Annotated in this window: 22 protein-coding genes and 7 tRNA genes; 11 read left to right on the top strand and 18 right to left on the bottom strand. The window is 73.1% G+C overall.

Translation table 11 applies throughout. The annotated features are described in order from the left end of the window. Positions 1 to 82: 82 nt before the first annotated feature. The 4 genes from ABZ567_RS22270 to ABZ567_RS22255 all read right to left on the bottom strand — a co-directional run bounded on the left by ABZ567_RS22270 (position 83) and on the right by ABZ567_RS22255 (position 4,788). Positions 83 to 646, bottom strand: a complete 564-nt coding sequence (locus ABZ567_RS22270; RefSeq protein WP_360792569.1) for an HIT domain-containing protein — start codon at positions 644 to 646, stop codon at positions 83 to 85. Positions 647 to 786: 140 nt separating this feature from the next. After that, the gene (gene thrS, locus ABZ567_RS22265; RefSeq protein ID WP_360792567.1) at positions 787 to 2,763 is read right to left on the bottom strand and encodes a threonine--tRNA ligase; all 1,977 of its coding nucleotides are present in this window, start codon (positions 2,761 to 2,763) and stop codon (positions 787 to 789) included. A 145-nt stretch (positions 2,764 to 2,908) separates the two neighbouring features. Continuing rightward, complete coding sequence (locus tag ABZ567_RS22260; RefSeq protein ID WP_360792565.1) at positions 2,909 to 4,222, bottom strand: hypothetical protein; 1,314 nt, start codon at positions 4,220 to 4,222, stop codon at positions 2,909 to 2,911. Next, entirely contained in the window at positions 4,222 to 4,788 is a 567-nt protein-coding gene (locus tag ABZ567_RS22255) for a DUF4365 domain-containing protein (protein ID WP_360792563.1), read from the bottom strand. The genes ABZ567_RS22260 and ABZ567_RS22255 overlap by 1 nt, the downstream gene beginning before the upstream one ends. 121 nt (positions 4,789 to 4,909) lie before the next feature. Here ABZ567_RS22255 and ABZ567_RS22250 point away from each other — a divergent pair, with 121 nt between their 5' ends. Continuing rightward, positions 4,910 to 5,638: a 3'-5' exonuclease gene (locus tag ABZ567_RS22250; protein ID WP_360792561.1), complete on the top strand. Its 729-nt coding sequence runs from the start codon at positions 4,910 to 4,912 to the stop codon at positions 5,636 to 5,638. A gap of 48 nt (positions 5,639 to 5,686) precedes the next feature. On the opposite strand, the gene ABZ567_RS22245 is transcribed toward ABZ567_RS22250, so the two are convergent. Both ABZ567_RS22245 and ABZ567_RS22240 read right to left on the bottom strand, forming a co-directional pair. Further along, a tRNA-Val gene (locus ABZ567_RS22245) sits at positions 5,687 to 5,758 on the bottom strand. A gap of 39 nt (positions 5,759 to 5,797) precedes the next feature. Beyond that, on the bottom strand, positions 5,798 to 6,244 hold the full coding sequence (locus tag ABZ567_RS22240; protein ID WP_360792559.1) for an SRPBCC family protein: 447 nt from the start codon (positions 6,242 to 6,244) through the stop codon (positions 5,798 to 5,800). 92 nt (positions 6,245 to 6,336) lie between these two features. On the opposite strand from ABZ567_RS22240, the gene ABZ567_RS22235 reads away from it, so the two are divergent. Then, on the top strand, positions 6,337 to 8,877 hold the full coding sequence (locus tag ABZ567_RS22235; RefSeq protein WP_360792557.1) for a hypothetical protein: 2,541 nt from the start codon (positions 6,337 to 6,339) through the stop codon (positions 8,875 to 8,877). A 49-nt stretch (positions 8,878 to 8,926) separates the two neighbouring features. On the opposite strand, the gene ABZ567_RS22230 is transcribed toward ABZ567_RS22235, so the two are convergent. Both ABZ567_RS22230 and ABZ567_RS22225 read right to left on the bottom strand, forming a co-directional pair. Then, positions 8,927 to 9,001: transfer RNA gene (locus ABZ567_RS22230), tRNA-Val, on the bottom strand. A 54-nt stretch (positions 9,002 to 9,055) separates the two neighbouring features. After that, the gene (locus tag ABZ567_RS22225; RefSeq protein ID WP_360792555.1) at positions 9,056 to 9,478 is read right to left on the bottom strand and encodes a TIGR02611 family protein; all 423 of its coding nucleotides are present in this window, start codon (positions 9,476 to 9,478) and stop codon (positions 9,056 to 9,058) included. A 190-nt stretch (positions 9,479 to 9,668) separates the two neighbouring features. Here ABZ567_RS22225 and ABZ567_RS22220 point away from each other — a divergent pair, with 190 nt between their 5' ends. Both ABZ567_RS22220 and ABZ567_RS22215 read left to right on the top strand, forming a co-directional pair. Continuing rightward, a complete protein-coding gene (locus ABZ567_RS22220) occupies positions 9,669 to 10,082 on the top strand; it encodes an SsgA family sporulation/cell division regulator (protein ID WP_015032345.1) in 414 nt (137 codons plus the stop codon). Positions 10,083 to 10,273: 191 nt separating this feature from the next. After that, a complete protein-coding gene (locus ABZ567_RS22215) occupies positions 10,274 to 10,831 on the top strand; it encodes a CGNR zinc finger domain-containing protein (RefSeq protein ID WP_360792552.1) in 558 nt (185 codons plus the stop codon). A gap of 11 nt (positions 10,832 to 10,842) precedes the next feature. On the opposite strand, the gene ABZ567_RS22210 is transcribed toward ABZ567_RS22215, so the two are convergent. After that, positions 10,843 to 11,007: a hypothetical protein gene (locus ABZ567_RS22210; RefSeq protein WP_360792550.1), complete on the bottom strand. Its 165-nt coding sequence runs from the start codon at positions 11,005 to 11,007 to the stop codon at positions 10,843 to 10,845. A 111-nt stretch (positions 11,008 to 11,118) separates the two neighbouring features. Then, positions 11,119 to 11,532 carry a hypothetical protein gene (locus ABZ567_RS22205; protein ID WP_360792548.1) on the bottom strand — a complete coding sequence of 138 codons (414 nt, stop codon included), beginning with the start codon at positions 11,530 to 11,532 and terminating at the stop codon, positions 11,119 to 11,121. Between the two features lie 148 nt (positions 11,533 to 11,680). On the opposite strand from ABZ567_RS22205, the gene ABZ567_RS22200 reads away from it, so the two are divergent. Beyond that, positions 11,681 to 12,196, top strand: coding sequence for a DsbA family protein (locus tag ABZ567_RS22200; protein WP_360792546.1), 516 nt, complete (start codon positions 11,681 to 11,683; stop codon positions 12,194 to 12,196). Between the two features lie 12 nt (positions 12,197 to 12,208). On the opposite strand, the gene ABZ567_RS22195 is transcribed toward ABZ567_RS22200, so the two are convergent. Genes ABZ567_RS22195 through ABZ567_RS22185 form a run of 3 tightly spaced genes read right to left on the bottom strand, consistent with a single transcriptional unit; the run spans position 12,209 to position 14,985 of the window. Continuing rightward, the gene (locus tag ABZ567_RS22195) at positions 12,209 to 13,048 is read right to left on the bottom strand and encodes a GNAT family N-acetyltransferase (protein WP_360792544.1); all 840 of its coding nucleotides are present in this window, start codon (positions 13,046 to 13,048) and stop codon (positions 12,209 to 12,211) included. 42 nt (positions 13,049 to 13,090) lie between these two features. Continuing rightward, positions 13,091 to 13,921 carry an aminodeoxychorismate lyase gene (locus ABZ567_RS22190; RefSeq protein ID WP_360792542.1) on the bottom strand — a complete coding sequence of 277 codons (831 nt, stop codon included), beginning with the start codon at positions 13,919 to 13,921 and terminating at the stop codon, positions 13,091 to 13,093. After that, positions 13,918 to 14,985 (bottom strand): chorismate-binding protein, encoded by a 1,068-nt coding sequence (locus ABZ567_RS22185; protein WP_360792540.1) that lies wholly within the window; start codon positions 14,983 to 14,985, stop codon positions 13,918 to 13,920. Before ABZ567_RS22185 ends, ABZ567_RS22190 begins: the two co-directional genes overlap by 4 nt. Before the next feature lie 232 nt (positions 14,986 to 15,217). Between ABZ567_RS22185 and ABZ567_RS22180 the strand changes: the two genes are divergently transcribed. The 5 genes from ABZ567_RS22180 (at position 15,218) to ABZ567_RS22160 (ending at position 15,697) form a co-directional block, all read left to right on the top strand. After that, positions 15,218 to 15,290, top strand: a tRNA-Gly gene (locus ABZ567_RS22180). Between the two features lie 38 nt (positions 15,291 to 15,328). Continuing rightward, positions 15,329 to 15,402, top strand: a tRNA-Cys gene (locus tag ABZ567_RS22175). A gap of 1 nt (position 15,403) precedes the next feature. Next, positions 15,404 to 15,475, top strand: a tRNA-Val gene (locus tag ABZ567_RS22170). 34 nt (positions 15,476 to 15,509) lie between these two features. After that, a tRNA-Val gene (locus ABZ567_RS22165) sits at positions 15,510 to 15,581 on the top strand. Positions 15,582 to 15,622: 41 nt separating this feature from the next. Continuing rightward, positions 15,623 to 15,697, top strand: a tRNA-Val gene (locus ABZ567_RS22160). Positions 15,698 to 15,779: 82 nt separating this feature from the next. Here ABZ567_RS22160 and ABZ567_RS22155 read toward each other — a convergent pair. From ABZ567_RS22155 to ABZ567_RS22145, 3 genes are all read right to left on the bottom strand, one after another. Next, on the bottom strand, positions 15,780 to 16,073 hold the full coding sequence (locus ABZ567_RS22155) for a zf-TFIIB domain-containing protein (protein WP_360792538.1): 294 nt from the start codon (positions 16,071 to 16,073) through the stop codon (positions 15,780 to 15,782). Between the two features lie 46 nt (positions 16,074 to 16,119). After that, a complete protein-coding gene (locus tag ABZ567_RS22150; RefSeq protein ID WP_360792536.1) occupies positions 16,120 to 17,118 on the bottom strand; it encodes an aminoglycoside phosphotransferase family protein in 999 nt (332 codons plus the stop codon). A 412-nt stretch (positions 17,119 to 17,530) separates the two neighbouring features. Continuing rightward, the gene (locus tag ABZ567_RS22145; RefSeq protein WP_360792534.1) at positions 17,531 to 17,698 is read right to left on the bottom strand and encodes a hypothetical protein; all 168 of its coding nucleotides are present in this window, start codon (positions 17,696 to 17,698) and stop codon (positions 17,531 to 17,533) included. Positions 17,699 to 18,197: 499 nt separating this feature from the next. On the opposite strand from ABZ567_RS22145, the gene ABZ567_RS22140 reads away from it, so the two are divergent. Then, positions 18,198 to 19,379, top strand: coding sequence for a serine/threonine-protein kinase (locus ABZ567_RS22140; RefSeq protein WP_360792532.1), 1,182 nt, complete (start codon positions 18,198 to 18,200; stop codon positions 19,377 to 19,379). A gap of 31 nt (positions 19,380 to 19,410) precedes the next feature. On the opposite strand, the gene ABZ567_RS22135 is transcribed toward ABZ567_RS22140, so the two are convergent. Beyond that, the gene (locus ABZ567_RS22135) at positions 19,411 to 20,229 is read right to left on the bottom strand and encodes an RNA methyltransferase (RefSeq protein WP_360792530.1); all 819 of its coding nucleotides are present in this window, start codon (positions 20,227 to 20,229) and stop codon (positions 19,411 to 19,413) included. A gap of 102 nt (positions 20,230 to 20,331) precedes the next feature. Further along, on the bottom strand, positions 20,332 to 21,564 hold the full coding sequence (gene cobA / locus ABZ567_RS22130) for a uroporphyrinogen-III C-methyltransferase (RefSeq protein WP_360792528.1): 1,233 nt from the start codon (positions 21,562 to 21,564) through the stop codon (positions 20,332 to 20,334). Positions 21,565 to 21,752: the final 188 nt, after the last annotated feature.

Here is a 21,752-nt window from a genome sequence, read left to right as displayed (position 1 = left end):
GGCGCGTCCGGCACCAGGGCGGGCCCGGGACCAAGGGCGGGCCCGGGGCCAAGGCGGGCCGGGGATCAGGGCGGGCCCGGGATCAGAGGGTGGCCGGCCAGGCGTCGGCCAGCATCTTCCGGGTGTCCGCGAGGAGCTGCGGCAGGATCTTGGTGTGACCGACGACCGGCATGAAGTTCGTGTCCCCGCCCCAGCGAGGCACCACGTGCTGGTGCAGATGCGCGGCGATGCCGGCGCCCGCGACGGCACCCTGGTTCATGCCGATGTTGAAGCCGTGCGCACCGGACGCCGCCCGCAGCGCGACCATCGCGCGCTTGGTGAAGTCGGCGAGCTCCGTCGTCTCCGCGACGTCCAGATCCGTGTAGTCGGCGACATGGCGGTAGGGGACGACCATGAGGTGCCCGCCGTTGTACGGGTACAGGTTGAGGACCGCGTACACGCTCGCACCGCGCGCGATCACCAGGCCGTCCTCGTCCGACTTCGCCGGGATCGAGCAGAACGGACAGCCGTCCTCGGCCCCCGGCCCGGTCGGCTTGTTCTCGCCCTGGATGTACGCCATCCGATGAGGCGTCCAGAGGCGCTGGAACGCGTCCCGCGTCCCCACTCCGATCTGCTGCTCCGGCTCACTCGTCATGCTGAGCAGCATATTGCGTCGCCCGTTCGGAACGTGTCCCCGGGGCGGAGGATCCATGGGGCGGCCATCGTGTGCCGATTCCAGGCGTTCACCCGGCAGGACGAGGAGAGGCCCCCGGGGTTTCCCCGGGGGCCTCCTGAACACGCGGAGCGTCACACCTGGACGCGGTCCTCGACGATCTTGGCGAGCTTGGCGATGGCCTCGTCGACGGGAATGCCGTTCTCCTGCGAACCGTCGCGGTAGCGGAAGGAGACGGCGCCCGCGGCCATGTCCTCGTCACCCGCGATGACCATGAACGGGACCTTCTGCTTCTGCGCGTTGCGGATCTTCTTCTGCATCCGGTCCGACGAGGAGTCGACCTCCACCCGCAGACCCCGCTTCTTCGCCTGGGCGGCGAAGTCGTGCAGGTAGTCGACGTGCGCGTCGCCGATCGGGATGCCGGTCGCCTGGACGGGCGCCAGCCACGGCGGCATCGCGCCCGCGTAGTGCTCGAGGAGCACGGCGAAGAAGCGCTCGATCGAACCGAACAGCGCGCGGTGGATCATGACCGGGCGCTGCTTGGTGCCGTCCGGCGCGGTGTACTCCAGGTCGAAGCGCTCCGGCAGGTTGAAGTCGAGCTGCACGGTCGACATCTGCCAGGTGCGGCCGATGGCGTCCCGCGCCTGCACCGAGATCTTCGGGCCGTAGAACGCGGCGCCGCCCGGGTCGGGGGTCAGCGGCAGGCCCTGCTTCTCGGCGACCTGCTGGAGGACGGCGGTGGCCTCCTCCCACACCTCGTCGGAGCCGACGAACTTCTCGGGGTCCTTGGTGGACAGCTCCAGGTAGAAGTCGGTCAGACCGTAGTCGCGGAGCAGGTTGAGGACGAAGGTGAGGGTCTTGTCGAGCTCCTCCGCCATCTGCTCCTTGGTGCAGTAGATGTGCGCGTCGTCCTGGGTGAAGCCGCGGGCACGGGTGAGACCGTGCACGACGCCGGACTTCTCGTACCGGTACACGGTGCCGAACTCGAAGAGGCGGAGCGGCAGTTCACGGTACGAACGTCCGCGCGCGTCGAAGATCAGGTTGTGCATCGGGCAGTTCATGGGCTTGAGGTAGTAGTCCACGCCCTCGTCGAGCTGCATGGGGGGGTACATGCCCTCGGCGTACCAGTCGAGGTGGCCCGACTTCTCGAACAGCTTGCCCTTGGTGGCGTGCGGCGAGTAGACGAACTCGTAGCCCTCCTCCTCGTGCCGCTTGCGCGAGTAGTCCTCCATGACCCGGCGGATGATGCCGCCCTTGGGGTGGAAGACGGCGAGGCCGGAGCCGATCTCGTCCGGGACGGAGAAGAGGTCGAGCTCGTTGCCCAGCTTGCGGTGGTCGCGCTTCTCGGCCTCGGCGAGGAAGTCGAGGTGGGCCTTCAGCTCCTCCTTCGACGGCCAGGCGGTGCCGTAGATGCGCTGGAGCATCGGGTTCTTCTCGCTGCCGCGCCAGTAGGCGGCGGCGTTGCGCATCAGCTTGAACGCCGGGATGTTCCGGGTGGTCGGCAGATGCGGACCACGGCAGAGGTCCTTCCAGCACAGGTCGCCGGTCTTGGCGTCGAGGTTGTCGTAGATGGTCAGCTCGCCGCCGCCCACCTCGACGTTCGCGCCGTCGTCGGTCGAGGCGGAACCCTTGATGCCGATGAGCTCCAGCTTGTACGGCTCGTCCGCCAGCTCGGCGCGGGCGTCCTCGTCGGTCACCACGCGGCGGGCGAAACGCTGGCCGCGCTTCTGGATCTCCTGCATCTTCTTCTCGATGACCTTGAGGTCCTCGGGGGTGAAGGGCTTCTCGACGTCGAAGTCGTAGTAGAAGCCGTCCCGGACCGGCGGGCCGATGCCCAGCTTGGCCTCGGGGAAGAGCTCCTGCACGGCCTGCGCCATGACGTGCGCGGTCGAGTGGCGCAGGATGTCGAGACCGTCCGGGGAGGAGATCTCGACGCCCTCGACGACATCGCCGTCGGAGAGCTCGTACGACAGGTCCTTCAGCTCACCGCCGACGCGGGCGGCGATGACGGTGCGGTCGTCGGCGAACAGGGCGCCGGCGGTGGTGCCCGCGCTCACCGCCCTCTCCTCTGCTTCCGAGGCGGACTGGACGGTCACACGGACATCAGACACAGGTACTCCATACATAGGGGCGCGGGCAGGCACGAGGTGCCGGCGCCGGTGACGCGCGACAGAGACGAGGTGCCGCGCTCCCCCGATCCTACGGGCTCTGTTCGCCTCCGGGGCGCCGCGGCCGGACGCACCGGGGACCTGCGGGTCAGGTCTCGTCCGGGCCGCAGGCCTCCTCGAAGAAGTCGAGGTTCTCCTGCAGGGCCTTCATCAGCCGGTCCCGTTCCGTCTCGTCCACCTGTACGGGGACGACCTCGGACGCGTCGGTGAGGCGGCGGAAGCCGCCCCGGCTCTCCAGGCGGCCCACCACCCGGATCGGGAGCCCCACGAGATGGGCGTGGCCGGCCGTGCGGTACGCCTCCTCGTCGAGGGTGACGCGGACGTGCGGGACCTCCGCCCCGGCGAGCACCCGGAGGCGTACGGTGCCGTCGCCGCGCGGCCCGGAGCGGCGCATGCGGACGACGGCGCCGGTGATCCGGACCGGCACGGAGGGTTCGTCGGTGAGGTAGCGGGCGCTCGCCTCCCGCAGGGCGGGCAGGTCGCCCGGGGAGAACTCGACCGGTTCGGGCCGGGCGGCGCAGCCCTCGGGCGCGCCGGCGGACGGTGCCCATTCCAGGGCGACGCGTGCGCCTTCGGTGCCACGGACGAGGGCGACGAGGGCCTCGGTGAGTTCACGGCTGACCCCCGCCCCGACGGCGGCGTCGAAGGCCTCCATGCCACCGGTGGCCCGCTGGTAGTCGGTGGCCTCGCGGGCCGCGTGGAGCGCGTGGTAGAGCCGGACCGCGACGGGGCGGCCCGGTTCGACCGGCAGGAAGGCGGTGAGGCCGCGCCCGCCGGGCGCCGCGCCGACCACGACGGTCTCCAGGGAGGCCTGGGCGGCGCGCCGGTGCCGGGCCCCGTAGTAGCCGGCCCGGCCGCGTACGGCGAGGGCTCCGGCGAGGAGCAGTTGCCGGGCGGCTGACCTGAGCTGTTCCTGCACGGTCCAGGGGACGGTGCCGGCGGGGCCCGGGGGCACGTCGCGCCACCAGCGGATCTCGTCACTGGGCACGGCGAGGCCGGTGAGGACCTCGCGGGCGGAGGGCGTGGCGCTGCGGGCGAGGGCGGTGAGCGCCTCGCCGAGGAGGTCCTCGCAGTCCGGGAAGGCGCGGCTCTCGGGGACGAGGACGCTGGTGCCGGCGCCGTTACCGGGCGGGGTCCAGCGGCTGTAGCGACCGGCCGCGCCGCCGCGCCGCCGCCACCCGTGGCGGGCGAGGAGGGCGCCGAGGACACGCGGGTCGACCCGGCCGGGGTCGGGTGCGCCGTGGCCGTCGGCCCAGGGTCCGGTGGGCGGGGCCGGGACGCCGGTCCAGTGACCGGGGCTGTCACCGGGCGCCGGGTGGGGCCGGTAGGGCGGGGGGACGGGGCCGCCCGCGGTCCCGTCGCCTTCGTCCCCGAACCTCGGTTCGTCGATCGGTCGGTGCATCAGGGTCTCCCTCCCACGCCGACCCGGGTCATGATCTCGCAGAGCGCCCGGTCGTCGAAGATCCGCGCCGTGGGGATGCGCACGGTGGTCCTGTGCCGTCCCGTGACCGGCTGTCCGGCCAGGTTGATCCAGTAGCAGCAGTGCCGCAGGTCGAGCCGGTCGTGACTCGCTCTCAGCCAGTCCTCCTGCGACCTCGGGACGAGCATCACGACGAGGATCTTGTGCACGGACACGGGGGTCCTCGCGAGCTTCACCAGGTGGTCGTTGTCGAGGGTGAACGAGAACGCGCTCCCGGGCGGGCGCGGCGGTATCTGGTAGGTGCACTTGAGCTGCACCTTGATGGTCACCTCGTCATCGACGGTGTGACCGGGAGAGCCGTGACTCACGTGCCAGTCGATGCCGTTGTCCGGAAAGGGCTGGGACAGCGAGCAGCCGGCCGCGGCGGCGACGGCGTGCAGGTATCCCACCTGAAGGGTCTCCATGCAGGCGGTGGTGGCGAGTGAGCCGCGCGTCGGTGCCATCCCCTGGGGCGGCAGCCCTCCCGACTCGGGCTGGGCGAGCGCCATGTCTGTTTCCTTCCCCGTCCCTTGTGTTGTGACCGGTCCGCGTACGACGCAAACAGTCCGGGTATCACCGTTTCGGGGCAGGGGGTTGGCCATCTGCCGCACGTGTGCAGGGAGTTCAGGGATGACAATGCAGTGGTACGAAGGGCCCCTGGCCGCTTTCGACACGGAGACCACGGGAGTCGACGTCGAGGGCGACCGGATCGTGTCGGCCGCTCTCGTCGTGCAGGACACGGCGGCGGCACGGCCGAGGGTGACGCGCTGGCTGGTCAATCCGGGCATACCGGTACCCGAAGGGGCCACCGCGGTGCACGGCCTGACGGACAATCACCTTCAGCGGTACGGCCGTTGGCCGGCCCCGGTGATGGAGGAGCTGGCGCGGGCGCTGGCCGAGCAGGTCGCGGCGGGCCGTCCGCTGGTGGTGATGAACGCGCCGTTCGATCTGACGATCCTCGACCGCGAGCTGCGCAGGCACCGGGCGTCCACGCTCGGCGACTACCTGCCGGGCACCCCTCTGTGCGTGCTCGACCCGCGGGTCCTGGACAAGCATCTGGACCGCTACCGCAAGGGACGCCGGACACTCACGGACCTCTGCGCGCACTACGAGGTGGAGCTGACGGGGGCGCACGACGCGGCGGCGGACGCGACGGCGGCGCTCGACGTCGTACGGGCGGTGGCACGGCGCTTCTCGTCGCGGCTCGAACGGCTGACCCCGGCCGAGCTGCACACGCTGCAGGCGGTGTGGCACGCGGCGCAGGCGCGGGGCCTCCAGGCGTGGTTCACCCGGCAGGGAACACCGGAGACCGTGGACCCGGCGTGGCCGCTGCGGCCGGAAATGCGCACGGCGGCGTGACGCATGACAGAGGCCGGTCCGTCTCGCGACGGACCGGCCTCTACCCGGTGGGCGATACTGGGATCGAACCAGTGACCCCTTCGGTGTGAACGAAGTGCTCTCCCGCTGAGCTAATCGCCCGGGAACGGGTTGAACCATACAGGCCCTCGCGCCTCTCGTTCAAACCGATGGCAGGTGGGTGGCGAGTCCCCGCCGTCCCCCGCGCATCATCAGGGCGTGGTTGAGGCGGAAGAGGGGCCGGCCGGGTACGGCGAGGGTCCGCAGGAGGCGGGCGCGGACCTCGACCTCCTGCTCGTACACGACGCGCGTTCCGGTCCCTTCCGGGGTGACGGTCCAGCGGACCCGGCCGTCCAGGTCGCCGCCGAGGGCGACCTCCAGGACCCGGGCGGCCGGGTCGCTGCGCCGGGCCTGGACGGTGACGGCGATCTCGTACGGGAGCAGGGACCGGAAGCGGGCGGTGCCGGTGGTGTCGTCGACGCGGACGACCTCGCGCACCTGGGGCCACCAGCGGGGGTACTCCTCGGGGCGTTCGAGCACGCCGTAGACGTCGTCGGGCGGGGCGGCGAGCCGCCAGACGCTGCGGAAGCGGTAATGGCACCAGTCCATGCCCCCAGTGTGGGGGTACTCAGACGGCGGGCGCCGGAAGATGAGTACCGGGACGCATTCCCGCCAGGTGTGGCCGGGGCCACACTCCGGACATGGACAACTCACTGCCGCCCGTGGACGAGCTGGTGCTCGTCGACCGCGAGCTGGCGCAACTCGACGCACGCCGGTCCCAGTTGCTGGCACGGCGGGCCTGGCTGCTCCAGGTGCTGTACGCCCCGGTCGCGTCGGCGGCGCCGCGGCCCCGGCCGCCGGTGGCGGACGCGAGCCCTCGGAGCGCGCAGAACGTTCTGCTGACGCTGGGCGGCACCCTGCTGACGATCGCGGCGGTCGCCTTCACGCTGGTGAGCTGGGGCTCGATGGGCATCGGGGGACGCGCCGCGGTCCTGTGCGTGGTGACCTCCGCCGCTCTGGTGGCGCCGGTGGCGCTGCTGCGCAGGAGCCTGGTGTCGACGGCGGAGTCGGTGGCGGCTCTCGGCCTGGTCCTGATGGTGCTCGACGCGTACGCGCTGCACCGGGTGGCGCTGCCGGAGACGGACGGCCCGGGGTACACGGCCGCGGCCGCCGCGGTCCTCGCGGGTGCGTGGACGGCGTACGGATCGGCGCTGTCCCGGCTGCGGATCCCGCTGCCGGTGGCCGTCGTCGCCGGACAGCTGCCGCTGCCGCTGGGAGCCCTCGCGGCGGGCGGCGGGCCGACGGCCTTCGCGTGGGCGGCGCTGGTGACGGCCGCGGCGGACGGGGCGGTGGTGCTGTGGGCCCGGCCGGAGTCGGTCCGGATCACGGCCGCCACGGGTGCGGTGCTCCTGGGCGGCTGGGCGCTCCTGACGGGTGGCTGGCTCTCGGTCACCTCGCCGTGGAGCGGCGCGGCGCTGCTGCTCGCGGGCGCGGCGGTGTCCTTGTCCGTGGCCCGGCGCACGCCCGCCCTCGCGGTGGCCGCCGCGGCGGTCGGGGGCCTGGCGATGGTGACGGCCCTGGGCGGCCTGCTCCGCGCCGCGGTCCCGGCGGACTGGGCGGTGCCGGGGTACGTGCTGTGCGCCCTGGTCCTGGCGTCGCTGTGGCGCGCGGGCACGGCGTCGCCCACCGGGACCGGCGCGGCCGGCACGGCCCCGGCCGGTGCCGGGGCGTCCGGCGGTGGGCACGTCGGCGCGGTCACCGAGCCGACGGCCGGCGGTCTCCCGCTGCCGCGGGGGGTTCGGCTCGGGCTGGCCGGGGCGGGGGCCGGGGTGGCGGCGCTGGGGGTCGTGTGGGCGCTGCCGCCGGCGGTCGCCGGGCTGCTCGGGCCGATGGCCCGGACGACGGACGTGTGGTCGGGCGAGCACACCGGGCGCGTCCTGACGTCGTACCCGGCGACGGCGGCCCTGGTCCTGGCGGTGGCCGTCGCCGCCCTGGCCGCCGTTCCCCGGCTGTGGGCCCGGTGCGGGGCCCTCGCCCTGGCCTGGGCGCTCCTGACCGGCCTGCCGGTCTCCCTCGACCTGCCGTACGCGGTGACGCTCGCCGTCCAGCTCATGACGGCAGCGGCGGCCCTGGGGATCGCCGTCCGCCCCGATCCGCTCACCCGCGGCCTGCCCGCGCCCGGCCACCCGGAGGCGGGGGCGCCGGCCGTAGCGGGGACGCCCTGGTCGCCGTGGGCACCCGGGCGGCCCGGCGCGCGGACGCCCGTCATGAAGCCCGGTGCCGTCCTCGGGTGGTGCGCGTACGGGGGCGGGCTCGCGTCCGCCGTGAGCGCCGCCGCCCTGGCCCTCGACGTACGGGGAGCCACGTTCGTCGCCCTGGGGGTGGTACTGGCTCTCCTCACGGCCGTGGCGGCGCTCGGTAGGGGCGCGCGCCGCCTGGTCGCCTCCTCGGGCGCGGTCCTCACCGCGGCCGGGCTGGTGTGCGCGGTGGCGGCGGCCGGCGGCTTCGAGGACCACTGGACGGCTCTCGCGCTGCTTGTGGTCCCGGCGGTCACCGCTGCCGTGGGCGCCTGGACGCGCCCGCGTGCGGTGGCCCTGACGGTGGAGATCACCGGCGCGGTCGTGGCGCTTCCGGCGGTCGGTCTCGCAGGCTCCCGGCCGGCGTTCCTGGCACTCGCCCTGGCCCTCGGCGGAGTGATCGCGTCGGCGACGGCGGTACGGCCGGAGCGGCGGCGGTTCGCCTCCTGGGCGGCGGCGGCGCTGTTCCTGCTCGCCACCTGGGTGCGGCTCGGGGCCTGGGAGGTGACGACGCCGGAGGCGTACACGCTCCCGGTGACCGTGCCCGCGCTCGTCTTCGGCTTCCTGCGGCGGCGCCGGGACCCCGGGGTCTCGTCCTGGACGGCGTACGGCCCCGGTCTCGCGGCGACGCTGCTGCCGAGTCTCCTCGCGGCCTGGACGGACCCGGAGTGGTTCCGCCCGCTGGCCCTGGGGGTGGCGGCCCTGGCGGTGACGCTGGTCGGCGCGCGGTTCCGGCTCCAGGCCCTGCTGGTCCTCGGCGGCGGGGTGCTGGCCCTGGACGGGCTGCACGAGCTGGCGCCGTACGTGGTGCAGGTGGTGGGCGCGCTGCCGCGCTGGCTGCCGCCGGCCCTGGCCGGGCTGCTGCTGCTCGCGGTGGGCGCCACGTACGAGCAGCGACTGCGGGACGCCAGGAGGCTCCGGGACCGGGTCGCGCGGATGCGGTGAACGCCGAAGGCCCGGAGACGGTGATCCGTCTCCGGGCCTTCGGACCGGGTGGTGGGCGATACTGGGTTCGAACCAGTGACCCCTTCGGTGTGAACGAAGTGCTCTCCCACTGAGCTAATCGCCCCGGTGCACCGCAAACATTACCGCATGTCAGCGGGGCTCCCGCACCGTCCGATGGTCACTGGTCGATCTTCCACGGCATGACGAAGCCGAGATTCCACACGTAGAAGCCGAGCAGGACGGCGATGATCACCAGGCCGACGGTGGTGAGGATGATGTTCCTGCGGCGGACCTTGGGGTCGAGGGCTCGCTGGGCCGCCTCGGTGACCTTGCGCTTGGTCCAGCGGAGCACGAGCTGCGCCCAGACGAACTCGGTCGCCCAGATCGCCATGCCGCCGAAGATGACCAGCCAGCCGGGTCCGGGGAGCGGCAGCATGACCACTCCGGCGCCGACCACGGCGAGTCCCACGATGAAGACGCCGACCTGCCAGCTCATGTGCAGGCCTCGGCGCGACTTGATGAAGTCCGGCGCGCGGGATCCCAGTTCGGCTTCCTGGCCGTCTGCGGACTCCCCGGCGCGCTCGTCACTCTCCGCATTCATGACTCCCAACCTACCGGACCGGGAGCCCTTGCCGGAATGGCGGTATTACCGCAGGTCACAGGCACCCATACGAGCGACCTGAACACTCACAAAACCGACAGAGGGGTTTACAACGGCACCGGAGGTGGCATGTCGATTTCGCCGACGTGCGAATCCCCGAGCGCACACTGAGCGAAAGGCCCTGGCGCTTATGAACACCACGGTCAGCTGCGAGCTGCACCTGCGCCTCGTTGTGTCGAGCGAGTCCTCACTGCCTGTACCCGCGGGCCTGCGGTATGACACGGCCGATCCCTATGCCGTGCACGCCACCTTCCACACCGGAGCCGAGGAGACGGTCGAGTGGGTCTTCGCCCGCGACCTTCTCGCCGAGGGGCTGCACCGGCCCACCGGCACGGGCGACGTCCGCGTCTGGCCGTCGCGTAGCCACGGTCAAGGAGTCGTCTGCATCGCACTGAGCTCCCCCGAGGGAGAAGCCCTGCTCGAGGCCCCGGCGAGGGCCCTGGAGTCGTTCCTGAAGAGGACCGACGCCGCCGTGCCACCGGGCACCGAGCACCGGCACTTCGATCTCGATACGGAGCTCTCCCACATCCTGGCCGACAGCTGAGCCAGGCCGAGAGCCGCACGGCGCCGTCCGACTCGGGGCGACGGCGCCGCGCGAGCAGCCACACAGGCACGACCTCCGGCGCCCACCACCGCGCAGCCGGCGCGGTGGTGGGCGCCGGTGCCTTTTCCCGGTCACGCTAAAGTCAGCGCCATTCCGCGGGCGCCCGCCCGCGGCCGGCCAGGGAGCGGATCGTGCTGATTCCCCACGACACCCGGATCGCCCTCGACACCGTCGTCGATCTGATGAACACCGCGCCCCAGGGCGAGCGGGCCGACGAGCTCGCGGACCTCGTCGGGCTGCGGGTCTTCGTGAGCGCGCACAAGATCAGCGGCGTGGGCGAGCTGGACAACGACGACCTGCGGGCCGTCCGTGAGGTCCGTGAGAAGTTCGCCGCGGTCTTCTCCGCGCCCGAGGCACGGATCGCGGCCCCCCTGATCAACCAGCTGGTGGCGGGCGCGGGCACCACGCCCCAGCTCACCGACCACGACGGCTACGACTGGCACGTGCACTACTTCGCGCCGGGCGCCTCGGTGGCGGACCATCTCGCGGCCGACTGCGGCATGGCCCTCGCGTTCATCATGGTGGGGGGCGAGCAGGAGCGGCTGCGGCGCTGCGAGGCGCCCGACTGCGGCCGCGCCTTCGTCGACCTCTCCCGCAACCGCTCGCGCCGCTACTGCGACAGCCGCACCTGCGGCAACCGCCTTCACGTCGCCGCGTACCGGGCGCGCCGCAAGGAGGCGGCGGGCTGAGACCGGAGCCGTCACAGCACGAAGAGATCGTGCACGGCGGCCATCAGCAGCAGACAGCCGATTACCCCCAGGAAGATCATCAGCGGGGGCTGGGAGAGCGCGAACAGGCAGCCGCGCGGCTCTTCGGCGGGGGCTTCGGGGGCGGCGGGGAGAGTCTCCCGCGAGGTATCCGGCATCTCCGGGGGATGATGGCGCACCCGGGGCCGGGGGAATCCCGCAACACGCCTCACCGCAGGGGCCGTTCACCCCTTCTCGTGGATCATGGGAACGGGAATCGCCAGAAGCGGTCAGATTCCGTGCTTCTTCAGAATCGCCTCGATGTCGCTGAAGTCGTCCCCGGCGGACTTGCCGGCCTGCGGCTTCGCCGCCACGGCGCGCGAGGGCGCCGACGCACCCGGGGCCACCGCTCTCGGCTCGGCGCCGCCGCCGGTCACCTTGCGGCCGACCCGGCGCCGCTCGACGGCCCGGGTGGACAGCAAGAGCAGCCACGCGACCCCGAGCACGCCGAATCCGGCCCAGGCGACCGGGCTGAGCGCCGTGCCCGCGATCCAGTCGACCGCGCCCGTCAGCACCAGGCCGAGCGGCACGAGCGCGTAGGCCGCGATCCGGGCGGCGGTCAGGAAGCGCTTCCGGTACGCCGTGATCGCGGCGATGCCCAGGCCCGCCGCGGACACCGCGGAGCAGATGGTCTCGGCCAGCATGCGGTCCTCCAGGTCCCGGGTGATACGTCCCTTCCATCCTGCACCGGCCGGACCGCCCGGGGCCATGCCCGACGGCCGGTCTCAGGGAGATCTCCGGGTCACCCCCGCCGGATCTCCTCCCCAGGTCCCGGTGAGGGAGACTGCTGTCATGAGTGACTCCACCACCGCGCCCGCCTCCCCCGTCGTCCTCGAGGCGTGGTTCGACCTCCAGTGCCCGGACTGTTTCCAGGCCCTCGACGACGTCCGCGCGCTCCGCGAGAAGTACGGCGACCGGCTCGACGTGCAGCTGCGCCACTTCCCGCTGGCCAAGCACAAGCACGCCTACGCCGCAGCGCAGGCCGCCGAGGAGGCCGTCGAGCAGGGCAAGGGCTGGCCGTACGCGGAGGCACTGCTCGCCAGGACCGCCGAACTCGGCGAGCGGGGCGAGCCGGTGCTCATGGAGGTCGCGACCGAACTCGGCCTGGACGCCGAGGAGTTCGACACCGCCTTGATCGACGGCCGGCATCTGCTGACCGTCGACGCGGACGAGGCCGAGGGCAAGGCCATCAAGGTCACCGGCACGCCGACCTATGTGATCGACGGCGAGCGTCTGGACGGCGGCCAGAGCCAGGACGGGCTGCGCGCGCGCGTCGAGGAGATCGCCGACCGCCTCCTGCGGAGCTGACCGGCACCTCTCTCAGCGCAGGTCCTTGGCGCTGTTGACGTACGTGGTGCGAAAGCCCAGCGACTCGTACAGCCCGATCGCCGGGGTGTTGCCCGCGAAGACGTGCAGTCCGAGCAGGGTCTCCCCGGCCTCCCGGGCGACCCGCTCGGCGAGCAGCATGAGCGCCCGCCCGTAGCCGCGGCCGCGCTGCTCCTCGTCGACCTCGATGTCGTACACGAAGGCCGCCCACCGCCCCGGTTCCAGCTCGATCCGGCCGGTCCACAGATGGCCGGCGGGCCGACCGTCCCGTACGACCACGTGGATCGCGGTTCCGGGGGTGGCCAGGCCGTCCGGGAGCAGCGTGCGGTGACTGCTCTTGGCCTTGGCCCGCGCCTGGTCCTCGGGGACGCCCCGGTCGATCCAGCTCCGCGCGAAGCCGTCCATGGCCCGCGTCTGCCACCCGGCGTACTCGGCCTCGGTCATCGGCCGGATCTCGACGCCCTCCGGCAGCGTCGGCGGCTGGGCGGCCAGCTCCTTGAGCATGTTCCGACTGCGCTCGGTGTAGCCGAGGGACCGGGCCATCCGCAGTGCGGGCGCGGCGTCGGCGGGCACCGATATCTGGACCTGGACGCAGCCCCAGCCCCGCAGCACCTCCTCGGAGGCCAGCGCGGCGACCGTGCCCCGGCCGCGGCCGCAGTCGGGCTCGTCGACCGCGAGGCGGCTGATCACACCGGCCGCGGCTCCGAAGCCGGGGGCGGTGGAGAGGTGCACGGAACCGACGCGGCGGCTGTTCACACACACGTCGTAGGTACGAGAACGGCCGCCGTCGGGCGTCTGCTGAAGCGGCTCGGCCGGCCGCAGAGTGGTGGTCATCAGAGGTGTTCTACCCACCCCGGGGCCGTCCGTCATCAGGTTTTACCCGAGGCGGGGGTCCCGGTCCCGGGCAGCCCGCTCGTCGAAGATCCGCATCGCCTTCGCGGTGACGGGGCCGGGCGCCGACGCCGCCTCGCGGCCGTCGACGCGGTGCACGGCCTGGACGTCGCGGAGGGTCGAGGTCAGGAAGATCTCGTCGGCGCTCTCCAGGACGTCCAGCGGCAGGTCGGTCTCCCGTGCGCCGGTCCACTCGACCGCGAGGGCGCGGGTGATGCCCGCGAGGCAGCCGGAGGAGACCGGAGGGGTGAGGATCCGGCCGTCGACCACGACGAAGACGTTGGAGCCGGTGCCCTCGCAGAGCTGTCCCACGGTGTTGGCGAAGAGCGCCTCGGTGGCGCCCTGCTCGCGCGCCCTGGCGAGGGCGACCACGTTCTCGGCGTACGAGGTGGTCTTGAGGCCGGTGAGGGCGCCGCGCTCGTTGCGGGTCCAGGGCACGGTGATCACCGCGGTGGAGTCGGCCCGGCGGCGGGTCTCGCCGAGGGCGACGACGAGGCTGGGCCCGGCGTCGCCGCGCTCCGAGCCGAGCGGGGAGAGACCGCCGGTGTACGTGATGCGGAGCCGGCCGAGTTCCATCGGGTTCGCGTCGAGGACGGCGGCGCAGGCGCGACGGACCTCGTCGAGGTCGGGGTCGGGCAGCCCGAGACCGCGGGCGGAACGGGTGAGCCGCTCCAGGTGGAGCGTCAGAGCAAACGTTTCTCCTCGCTCGGCCTTGACCGTCTCGAAGATGCCGTCGCCGACGGTCAGTCCGTGGTCCAGCACGGAGACCAGGGCGGTCTCCGCGTCGTGCAGCCCGCCGTTGACCCAGAGTTTCATCGAGAAGTGGCCTTTCCGCTCGCCTCAAGGGCGCCTGACTCGTAGGCACCCGACGCTATCGCGACGAGGCGGGCCGCCTTGAGCTCGGTCTCGTCCCACTCGCGCTCGGGGTCGGAGCCCCAGGTGATCCCGGCGCCGGTGCCGAAGCGGAGCACGCCCTCGGGGCGGTCGATCCAGAAGGTGCGTATGCCGACGGCCAGCTCGGCGGTGCCCGCGTCGGCGTCGACCCAGCCCACACCTCCGCAGTACGGGCCGCGGGGTGCGGTCTCCAGGGCCTCGATGATCCGCAGGGCGCTGGACTTGGGGGCGCCCGTGACGGAGCCGGGCGGGAAGGTGGCGTCGAGCAGCTCGGGCCAGCCGGCGTCCCACCGCAGCAGTCCGGTGACGGTGGAGACGAGATGCACGAGGCCGGGGTGCTCCTCGGTCGCGCAGAGGGAGGGAACGGCGACGGAGCCGGTCTCGCTGACGCGACCCAGGTCGTTGCGGACCAGGTCGACGATCATCACGTTCTCCGCGTGGTCCTTGGGAAGCAGGTCGGCACGGGTACGCCCGGTCCCCTTGATCGGACCGGAGGTGATCAGGGCCCCTTCCCTGCGGAGGTACAGCTCGGGGGACGCGGTGGCGACCTCCACCCCGTGGGCGGGCAGCCGGATCGTCCCCGCGTAGGGCGCGGGGTTCCCCGTGGCGAGCAGCGCGGTGAGGGCGTCGACGTCGGCGGCGGCCGGGTCCGGCAGCGGCGCGGTCAGCACCCGGCAGAGGTTCGCCTGGTAGACCTCACCGCGCGCGATGTGCTCGCGGACCCGTCGGACGCCCGCGATGTACGCGGCGCGGTCGAGGGACGACGTCCAGTCACCGGCCGCGGGTCCGCGCCAGGCGCCCGGGACGGGCACGGGAACGCGGTCGGGCCGCACGTCCCCGAAGCGGGCGCAGGTCAGACGCCCTTCGAAGTCCGCGCAGACGGCCCAGAAGCCGGTGGAGTCCAGGGCTTCGGGGTCGTGGGTGACGTCGCGGAGGTCCGTCGCCAGGAGGCCGCCGAAGCGGGCCAGAGGAGCAAGGTCGTACACGCATCGAGTCTAGGTCCGTCGACGGAGGGGCATCGGACCGCGTGCGGTGGCGGCTGCGTGCCACTCCGGGAACACGGCGAGTGAACGCGGCGCGAACCCTCCGGGGTGCCCGGCCCGCCACCCGGGTCGGCCCGCAGGTCAGCACGCTGCGGAAACGCGTTTTTGTGCTGGCCCAGGAATCCGCTAGAGTTCAACACGTCGCCGGGACGCGCAAGCGAATCGGAACCGACAAGCGGACGTGGCTCAGTTGGTAGAGCATCACCTTGCCAAGGTGAGGGTCGCGAGTTCGAATCTCGTCGTCCGCTCGATGTGGGGGATCTTCCCGACCCCTGTATTCACTCCTGGTGGAGTGGCCGAGAGGCGAGGCAACGGCCTGCAAAGCCGTCTACACGGGTTCAAATCCCGTCTCCACCTCCAAGGACGATTAGCTCAGCGGGAGAGCGCTTCCCTGACACGGAAGAGGTCACTGGTTCAATCCCAGTATCGTCCACTGGACCTTCGGGTCCTGGATCTTCGGATCGCCCGCGCGATTAGCTCAGCGGGAGAGCGCTTCCCTGACACGGAAGAGGTCACTGGTTCAATCCCAGTATCGCGCACGCAGTACGCAGCACCTTCGGGTACGACGTGTGCACACCCCGCGCGATTAGCTCAGCGGGAGAGCGCTTCCCTGACACGGAAGAGGTCACTGGTTCAATCCCAGTATCGCGCACCACCAAGAAGCCCCCGGCCGCATCTCGCGGCCGGGGGCTTTCCCGTATCCCGGGAAGGCCCGGTGAGGCCAGGTCGGGCACGGTTCAGGAGGAGAAGAGCATCCTGCCGAAACCGCGCTGCCGGTAGTGGCCACCGCCGTGGTGGCCACCGTGGTGCGGGGCACCCCACGCGGGGGCGGCGGGGGCGGGCTGCGCCGGGTACGCCTGCGGGGCCGGAGGGGTGGGCGGGGCCTGCTGGACCCACTGGGACTCCAGGCGGGTCAGGGCCTCCAGCTCGCCGTAGTCCAGGAAGATCCCACGACAGCCGCTGCACTGCTCGATCTGGACACCGTTGCGGTTGTACGTGTGCATGGCCGCGTGGCACTTGGGGCACTGCATGGTCGGCTCAACTCCCTGACATCGACGTTCGTATGACGGCTTCACTTTACGGGGACGCCGCAGGGGCCGAATCGGTTCGATGCCCGGCGATGCGGGCGCAGGTGTCGATCATCACGTCCTCCACCTCGTCGAGCGGCCTGCGTTCGGCCGCCGACTTCGCCAGGGCGAGGGCGGCGGTCTGGACCGTCAGAGCACGGGCGGGCACGTCGAGTTGGGCCCACGGATCGGCGCCCACGGCGGGACCGCCCGCCTCCTGGTACGCCCCCAGGAAACGGGACCAGATCCCCGGCGGCAGGATGCCGGCGGCGAACCAAGCGGCGGGACGGGCCAGATCCCAGGCGGGGTCGCCCAGACCGAGATCGTCGATGTCGATCAGCCGCCAGGGACCTGCTTCCCCGGCCCTGGGGGCACTGGCGGGCTCCGTCCCGGGTGCGCGGACCAGTTGGCCAAGGTGGAAGTCGCCGTGGCAGAGCCGCCGGGGGCCCGGCGCCGGGCGGTCGGGGATCGAGCGCCAGGCGGCGAGCACGGTCGCGGCGGCCGGGTGATCGGGGGCCGCCCGGCGCATGCGGTCCACGGCGAGGGCCGCCTTGACGGGCGCCCGCATCGCCGGGAGCGGGCGCCCGCGCGGAGGCGGGGTGCGGTGGAGCAACGCGAGCAGCCGCGCCGCCTCCTCCCAGGGGGCGGCGTCGGGGTCCACCGGGTCGACGGGCGGGCCGTACGGCCAGACGGTGACGGGGCGGCCGTCGAGTTCGTCCGGCGCGGCCACGGGCGTCCGGAGCGGCGGGAGGAGGACGCCGGCGACGTCCGGATGCGCGGCCAGCGCCAGCCGTGCGCGGTGGGCCTCGGGGTCGGTGCCGGGGGCATGCGCCTTGGCGACGAGCCGCCCGTGACGCACGACGGTCCCGTCGTCCCGGTCGGCGAGCACCCCGACGAGCCCGCTCGCACACCGGCAGGGCGCACCGGGACGGTGGGCGGCGGCGCGCGCGAGAGCCGCGAGCCGGTCGAGCGGGGGACGGCCGAGGGGAAGCCGGTCGGTGGGGTCCACGAGGGGAGCGTACGGGGGACGGGGTGCGGGCGGGGGACGGGGTGCGGGCGGGGCCGGGGGTCGGCCGCCCGGACAGCGGGACGCCGGGGAGGGGGCCTTCACCTCCCCCGGCCGATCTGAGGCTGGGCGGTGGGGGGGTGGGCGGGGAGCGGGGGGCGGGGGGGGCGGAGCCCGGGCATCTCCGCGGGCGGCGGGCGGAGCCCGGGCATCTCCGCGGGCGATGGGCGAGGCTCTCCCGGCCTGGGACGCGCGGCGGCGGACGATGGGGTTCGGGCGGCGGGTGGGAATGCGCGAGGGCCGGTCAGCTCCCCAGCTGACCGGCCCCACGCTGCCGTCCGCCGCACCCCCGTCCCCACGGGGTTGAAGGCCGGATGTCCCGACCCGGGCCGCTCTCCCGGGTCCGGGGCGCTGCTCAGCGCCCCAGCATCACGCCCACGGACGACGCCTGTGTGACCACTGCCTCCCAGCCGCCGAAGACGACGACGAGCAGGGCCGCGAAAGGGAGGACCATGGCGGTGGCCACCAAGGGGTGGCGACGGCTCGAAGGCCGGGTGCTCGTCCGCGGTGCCGTGTAGGCCATGGTTCCTCTCCTGACGTTTGGCGCGGTGGGTGCGTGACCTCGGGGGACGAGTGCTGCACCCACCGCTTGACCTCAACATTAGGGAGCGGGGAGCGCCGGGACGTCATGCCCTCGTACCGACTTGCGGGCCTCCCGGAGGATGACGGCCGCCCGCGCGGCGTACTCCCCTGGGTGGAGACGGAGGATCCGATCCCCGGGTCTTCCCGGAGGGGTTCCCCGAGGGCAAGCAGGGGCGTGACATGGCTCACTTCGCGGGGCGTCCCGCGAACGCCCTGGTCCGGGGCCCTCCCCGGGTACCTCCGGGGCCCTGACGAAGATTCCCGACTCCACGTCAAGTCTGGCGCTCGACACGGGCGTTGGGGCGGGCGCGGGACCTCGTACTCCCGGCTCCGCTCCCCCTCAGCACTGACAATCGATCCCGGTGCGAGGGCGCGGCCTATGAGCACGTGCGGGCGCCACTACGTAAGCTGTGCCACGTCGAACGGACGAGGGGACGGACATGGCGATGATGCGGCTCCGGCGCGAGGATCCGCGGATCGTCGGGTCGTTCCGGCTCCACCGCAGGCTGGGGGCCGGCGGGATGGGCGTCGTGTACCTGGGGTCCGACCGGCGCGGTCAGCGGGTGGCCCTGAAGGTGATCCGGCCGGACCTCGCCGAGGACCAGGAGTTCCGGTCGCGGTTCGCCCGCGAGGTGTCGGCGGCCCGGCGCATCCGCGGCGGCTGCACGGCCCGGCTCGTCGCCGCCGATCTGGAGGCCGAGCGCCCCTGGTTCGCCACCCAGTACGTGCCCGGTCCGTCGCTGCACGACCGGGTCGCCGAGGAGGGCGCACTGCGCGCCGCCGATGTCGCCACCATCGGGGCGGCCCTCTCTGAGGGCCTCGTCGCCGTCCATGAGGCCGGGGTCGTGCACCGGGACCTCAAGCCGTCGAACATCCTGCTCTCCCCCAAGGGCCCCCGCATCATCGACTTCGGCATCGCCTGGGCCACCGGCGCCAGCACCCTGACCCACGTGGGCACGGCCGTCGGCTCGCCCGGCTTCCTCGCACCCGAGCAGGTACGCGGAGCGGCCGTCACCCCCGCCACCGACGTGTTCTCGCTCGGGGCGACCCTGGCGTACGCCGCGATGGCCGACTCCCCCTTCGGGCACGGCAGTTCCGAGGTCATGCTCTACCGGGTGGTGCACGAGGAGCCGCAGCTGCACGGGGTGCCGGACGCGCTCGCACCCCTGCTCCGGGCCTGTCTCGCGAAGGACCCCGAGGACCGTCCCAGCACCCTTCAGCTGTCGATGCGGCTCAAGGAGATCGCGGCGCGCGAGGCTCAGGGACTGCCGGCCTCCCGTCCGCCGGTCCAGCGGGAGCGTGCCGAGGAGCGGAACGCCGTACGGCCGACCGAGCGGTACACCGACCGGGACGTGCCCGGTCGTGGACCGGAACGGGGAACCGAGCGCGGCCAGGAGCGGGGCGCCGAGCGTGGCCAGGCGCGCGGGCCCGGACCGTCGTCCCGGCCGTCCGGCGGACCCCGGACCGGGGGGCGTCCCACGACACGGCCGGGTGCCCGTACGACCTCGACGGGGCGCCGCCCCGCCAACCCCCGGCTGCTGCGCCAGCGGCTCTTCGTCTTCGTGGTCGTGACCCTGGTGGTGGCCCTGGGCATCGCCGCCGCCCAGGCCCTGCAGGGCTAGGGACGCAGGACAGGGCCCGGAGCCTCGCCGGTCAGGACTCCGGACGGCCCGTCGCCACCGCGTAGAACGCGACCGCCGCCGCCGCTCCCACGTTCAGCGAGTCCACGCCGTGGGCCATCGGGATGCGCACCCACTCGTCGGCGGCGCGCAGGGCCTGCGCCGACAGGCCGTCGCCCTCCGCCCCCAGCATCAGGGCCACCCGCTCCAGGCGGTGCGGGGCGGCCTCGTCGATCGAGGTCGCCTTCTCGACCGGGGTGAGCGCCAGCAGCTTGAAGCCCGCCTCCCGTACGGCCTCGAGACCGCGCGGCCAGGTGTCGAGGCGGGCGTACGGGACGGAGAACACCGCGCCCATGGACACCTTCACCGACCGCCGGTACAGCGGGTCCGCGCAGTCCGGCGACAGCAGTACCGCGTCCATGCCGAGGGCAGCGGCGCTACGGAAGATCGCACCGATGTTGGTGTGGTCGTTGACCGACTCCATGACGACCACCCGGCGGGCACCCACCAGCAGTTCGGCCGCGTCCGGGAGCGGCTTGCGCTGCATGGAGGCGAGGGCGCCCCGGTGCACGTGGTAGCCGGTGACGCGCTCCGCGAGGTCCGGCTGGATCGCGTACACCGGCGCCGGGACCTCGTCGATGACGTCCCGCATGGCATCGACCCACTTCGCGGAGAGCAGCATCGACCGCATCTCGTACCCGGCCTGCCGGGCCCGGCGGATGACCTTCTCGCCCTCGGCGATGAACAGGCCCTCGGCCGGTTCGCGTCTGCGGCGCAGCTCGACGTCGGTCAGGCCGGTGTAGTCGCTCAGGCGCGGGTCGTCGGGGTCGTCGATCGTGATGAGTTCGGCCACGTGGTGATACTGCCTTGTCCGGGGTGTGGTGCCAATGTGTGCGAAGGGGTTCGGTCACCCCTGGTCACCGGGCCTGCCGGCCCGGTCGGTTGCCGTGCCCGGTCACCTCACCTGGCGGTCGGGGCCTTCGGCCACCACGTCGCCGATGACGATGACGGCCGGCGGGCGGACCTCCCGCGCCTTCACGGTCTCCGCGACCGTCGCGAGGGTGGCGTCCACCCGGCGCTGGGACGCCGTGGTGCCTTCCTGGACCAGGGCGAGCGGCGTCTGGGGATTCTTGCCGTGGGCGATGAGCGCCTCGGCGATCTTCCCGATCTTGTCGACGCCCATGAGGACGACGAGGGTCCCGGTGAGCTTCGCGAGCGACGCCCAGTCGACGAGGGAGCGCGGGTCGTCGGGGGCGACGTGCCCGCTGACGACCGTGAACTCGTGGGCCACCCCGCGGTGCGTGACCGGGATGCCGGCCGCGCCGGGCACCGAGATCGAGCTGGAGATGCCCGGGACCACCGTGCAGGCGATTCCCTCCGCGGCGAGCGCCTGCGCCTCCTCCATGCCGCGGCCGAAGACGAACGGGTCGCCGCCCTTGAGCCGCACGACCGACCTGCCCGCCTTCGCGTGCTCGATCAGCGCGTTGTTGATGGCCTCCTGGGCCATGAACCGGCCGTACGGGATCTTCGCCGCGTCGATCACCTCGACGTGCGGGGGCAGCTCGTCCAGGAGGTCGCGGGGGCCGAGCCGGTCCGCGATGACCACGTCCGCCTCGGCGAGCAGCCGGCGGCCGCGCACCGTGATCAGGTCCGGGTCGCCGGGGCCGCCGCCCACCAGCGCGACGAAGGGGGTACGGGAGCGGTGCGCGGGAGCGGCGATCGAACCGTCGCGGAGGCCCTCGACGATCGCGTCGCGGACGGCGGCGGAGCGGCGGGGGTCATGGCCGGTGAGCACGGCGACCGTGACGCCCGCGTCGCGGCCGGTCGCCGGGGTCCAGGCGGTGGCCGCCTCGGCGTCGTCGGCGCGCACGCACCAGGTCCTGGTGCGCTCGGCCTCGGCGGACGCGGCGGCGTTCGCCGTGGGGTCCGTGGTGGCGACCAGGGCGTACCACGCGTCGGCGAGGTCACCGTCCTCGTACCGCCGCTTCGTCCAGGTGATCTCGCCGGCCTCGGCCATGGCCTCCACGGAGGGGGTCGCGGACGGGGAGATCAGCGTGATGTCGGCGCCCGCGGCGATCAGGGCGGGCAGCCGGCGCTGGGCGACCTGGCCGCCGCCGAGGACGACGACACGGCGGCCTGCCAGGCGCAGGCCGACGGGGTAGGCGGGGTGGTCGGCGTTGTCGGCCATGAGTGAGCGGCTCCTCGGAGTGCGGGGGCTGGCCGCTGCTGCGGTGAAGCGGCTGGTGGGGCGTGTGGCTGGCGCCTGGGACCACGATATCGGTGGCGAGGGCCCATCAGGCTGTGACGGATCTCCCCCGTGGTCGGTTCGTGACGTGGGGGCCGCTCCGGGACCGTGTTCGGGACTGCGTGCTGTAC

This window comes from Streptomyces sp. NPDC016459 (assembly GCF_040632845.1).
Classification (GTDB): Bacteria; Actinomycetota; Actinomycetes; order Streptomycetales; family Streptomycetaceae; genus Streptomyces.
This window is presented reverse-complemented; position numbering and strand designations above follow the sequence as displayed.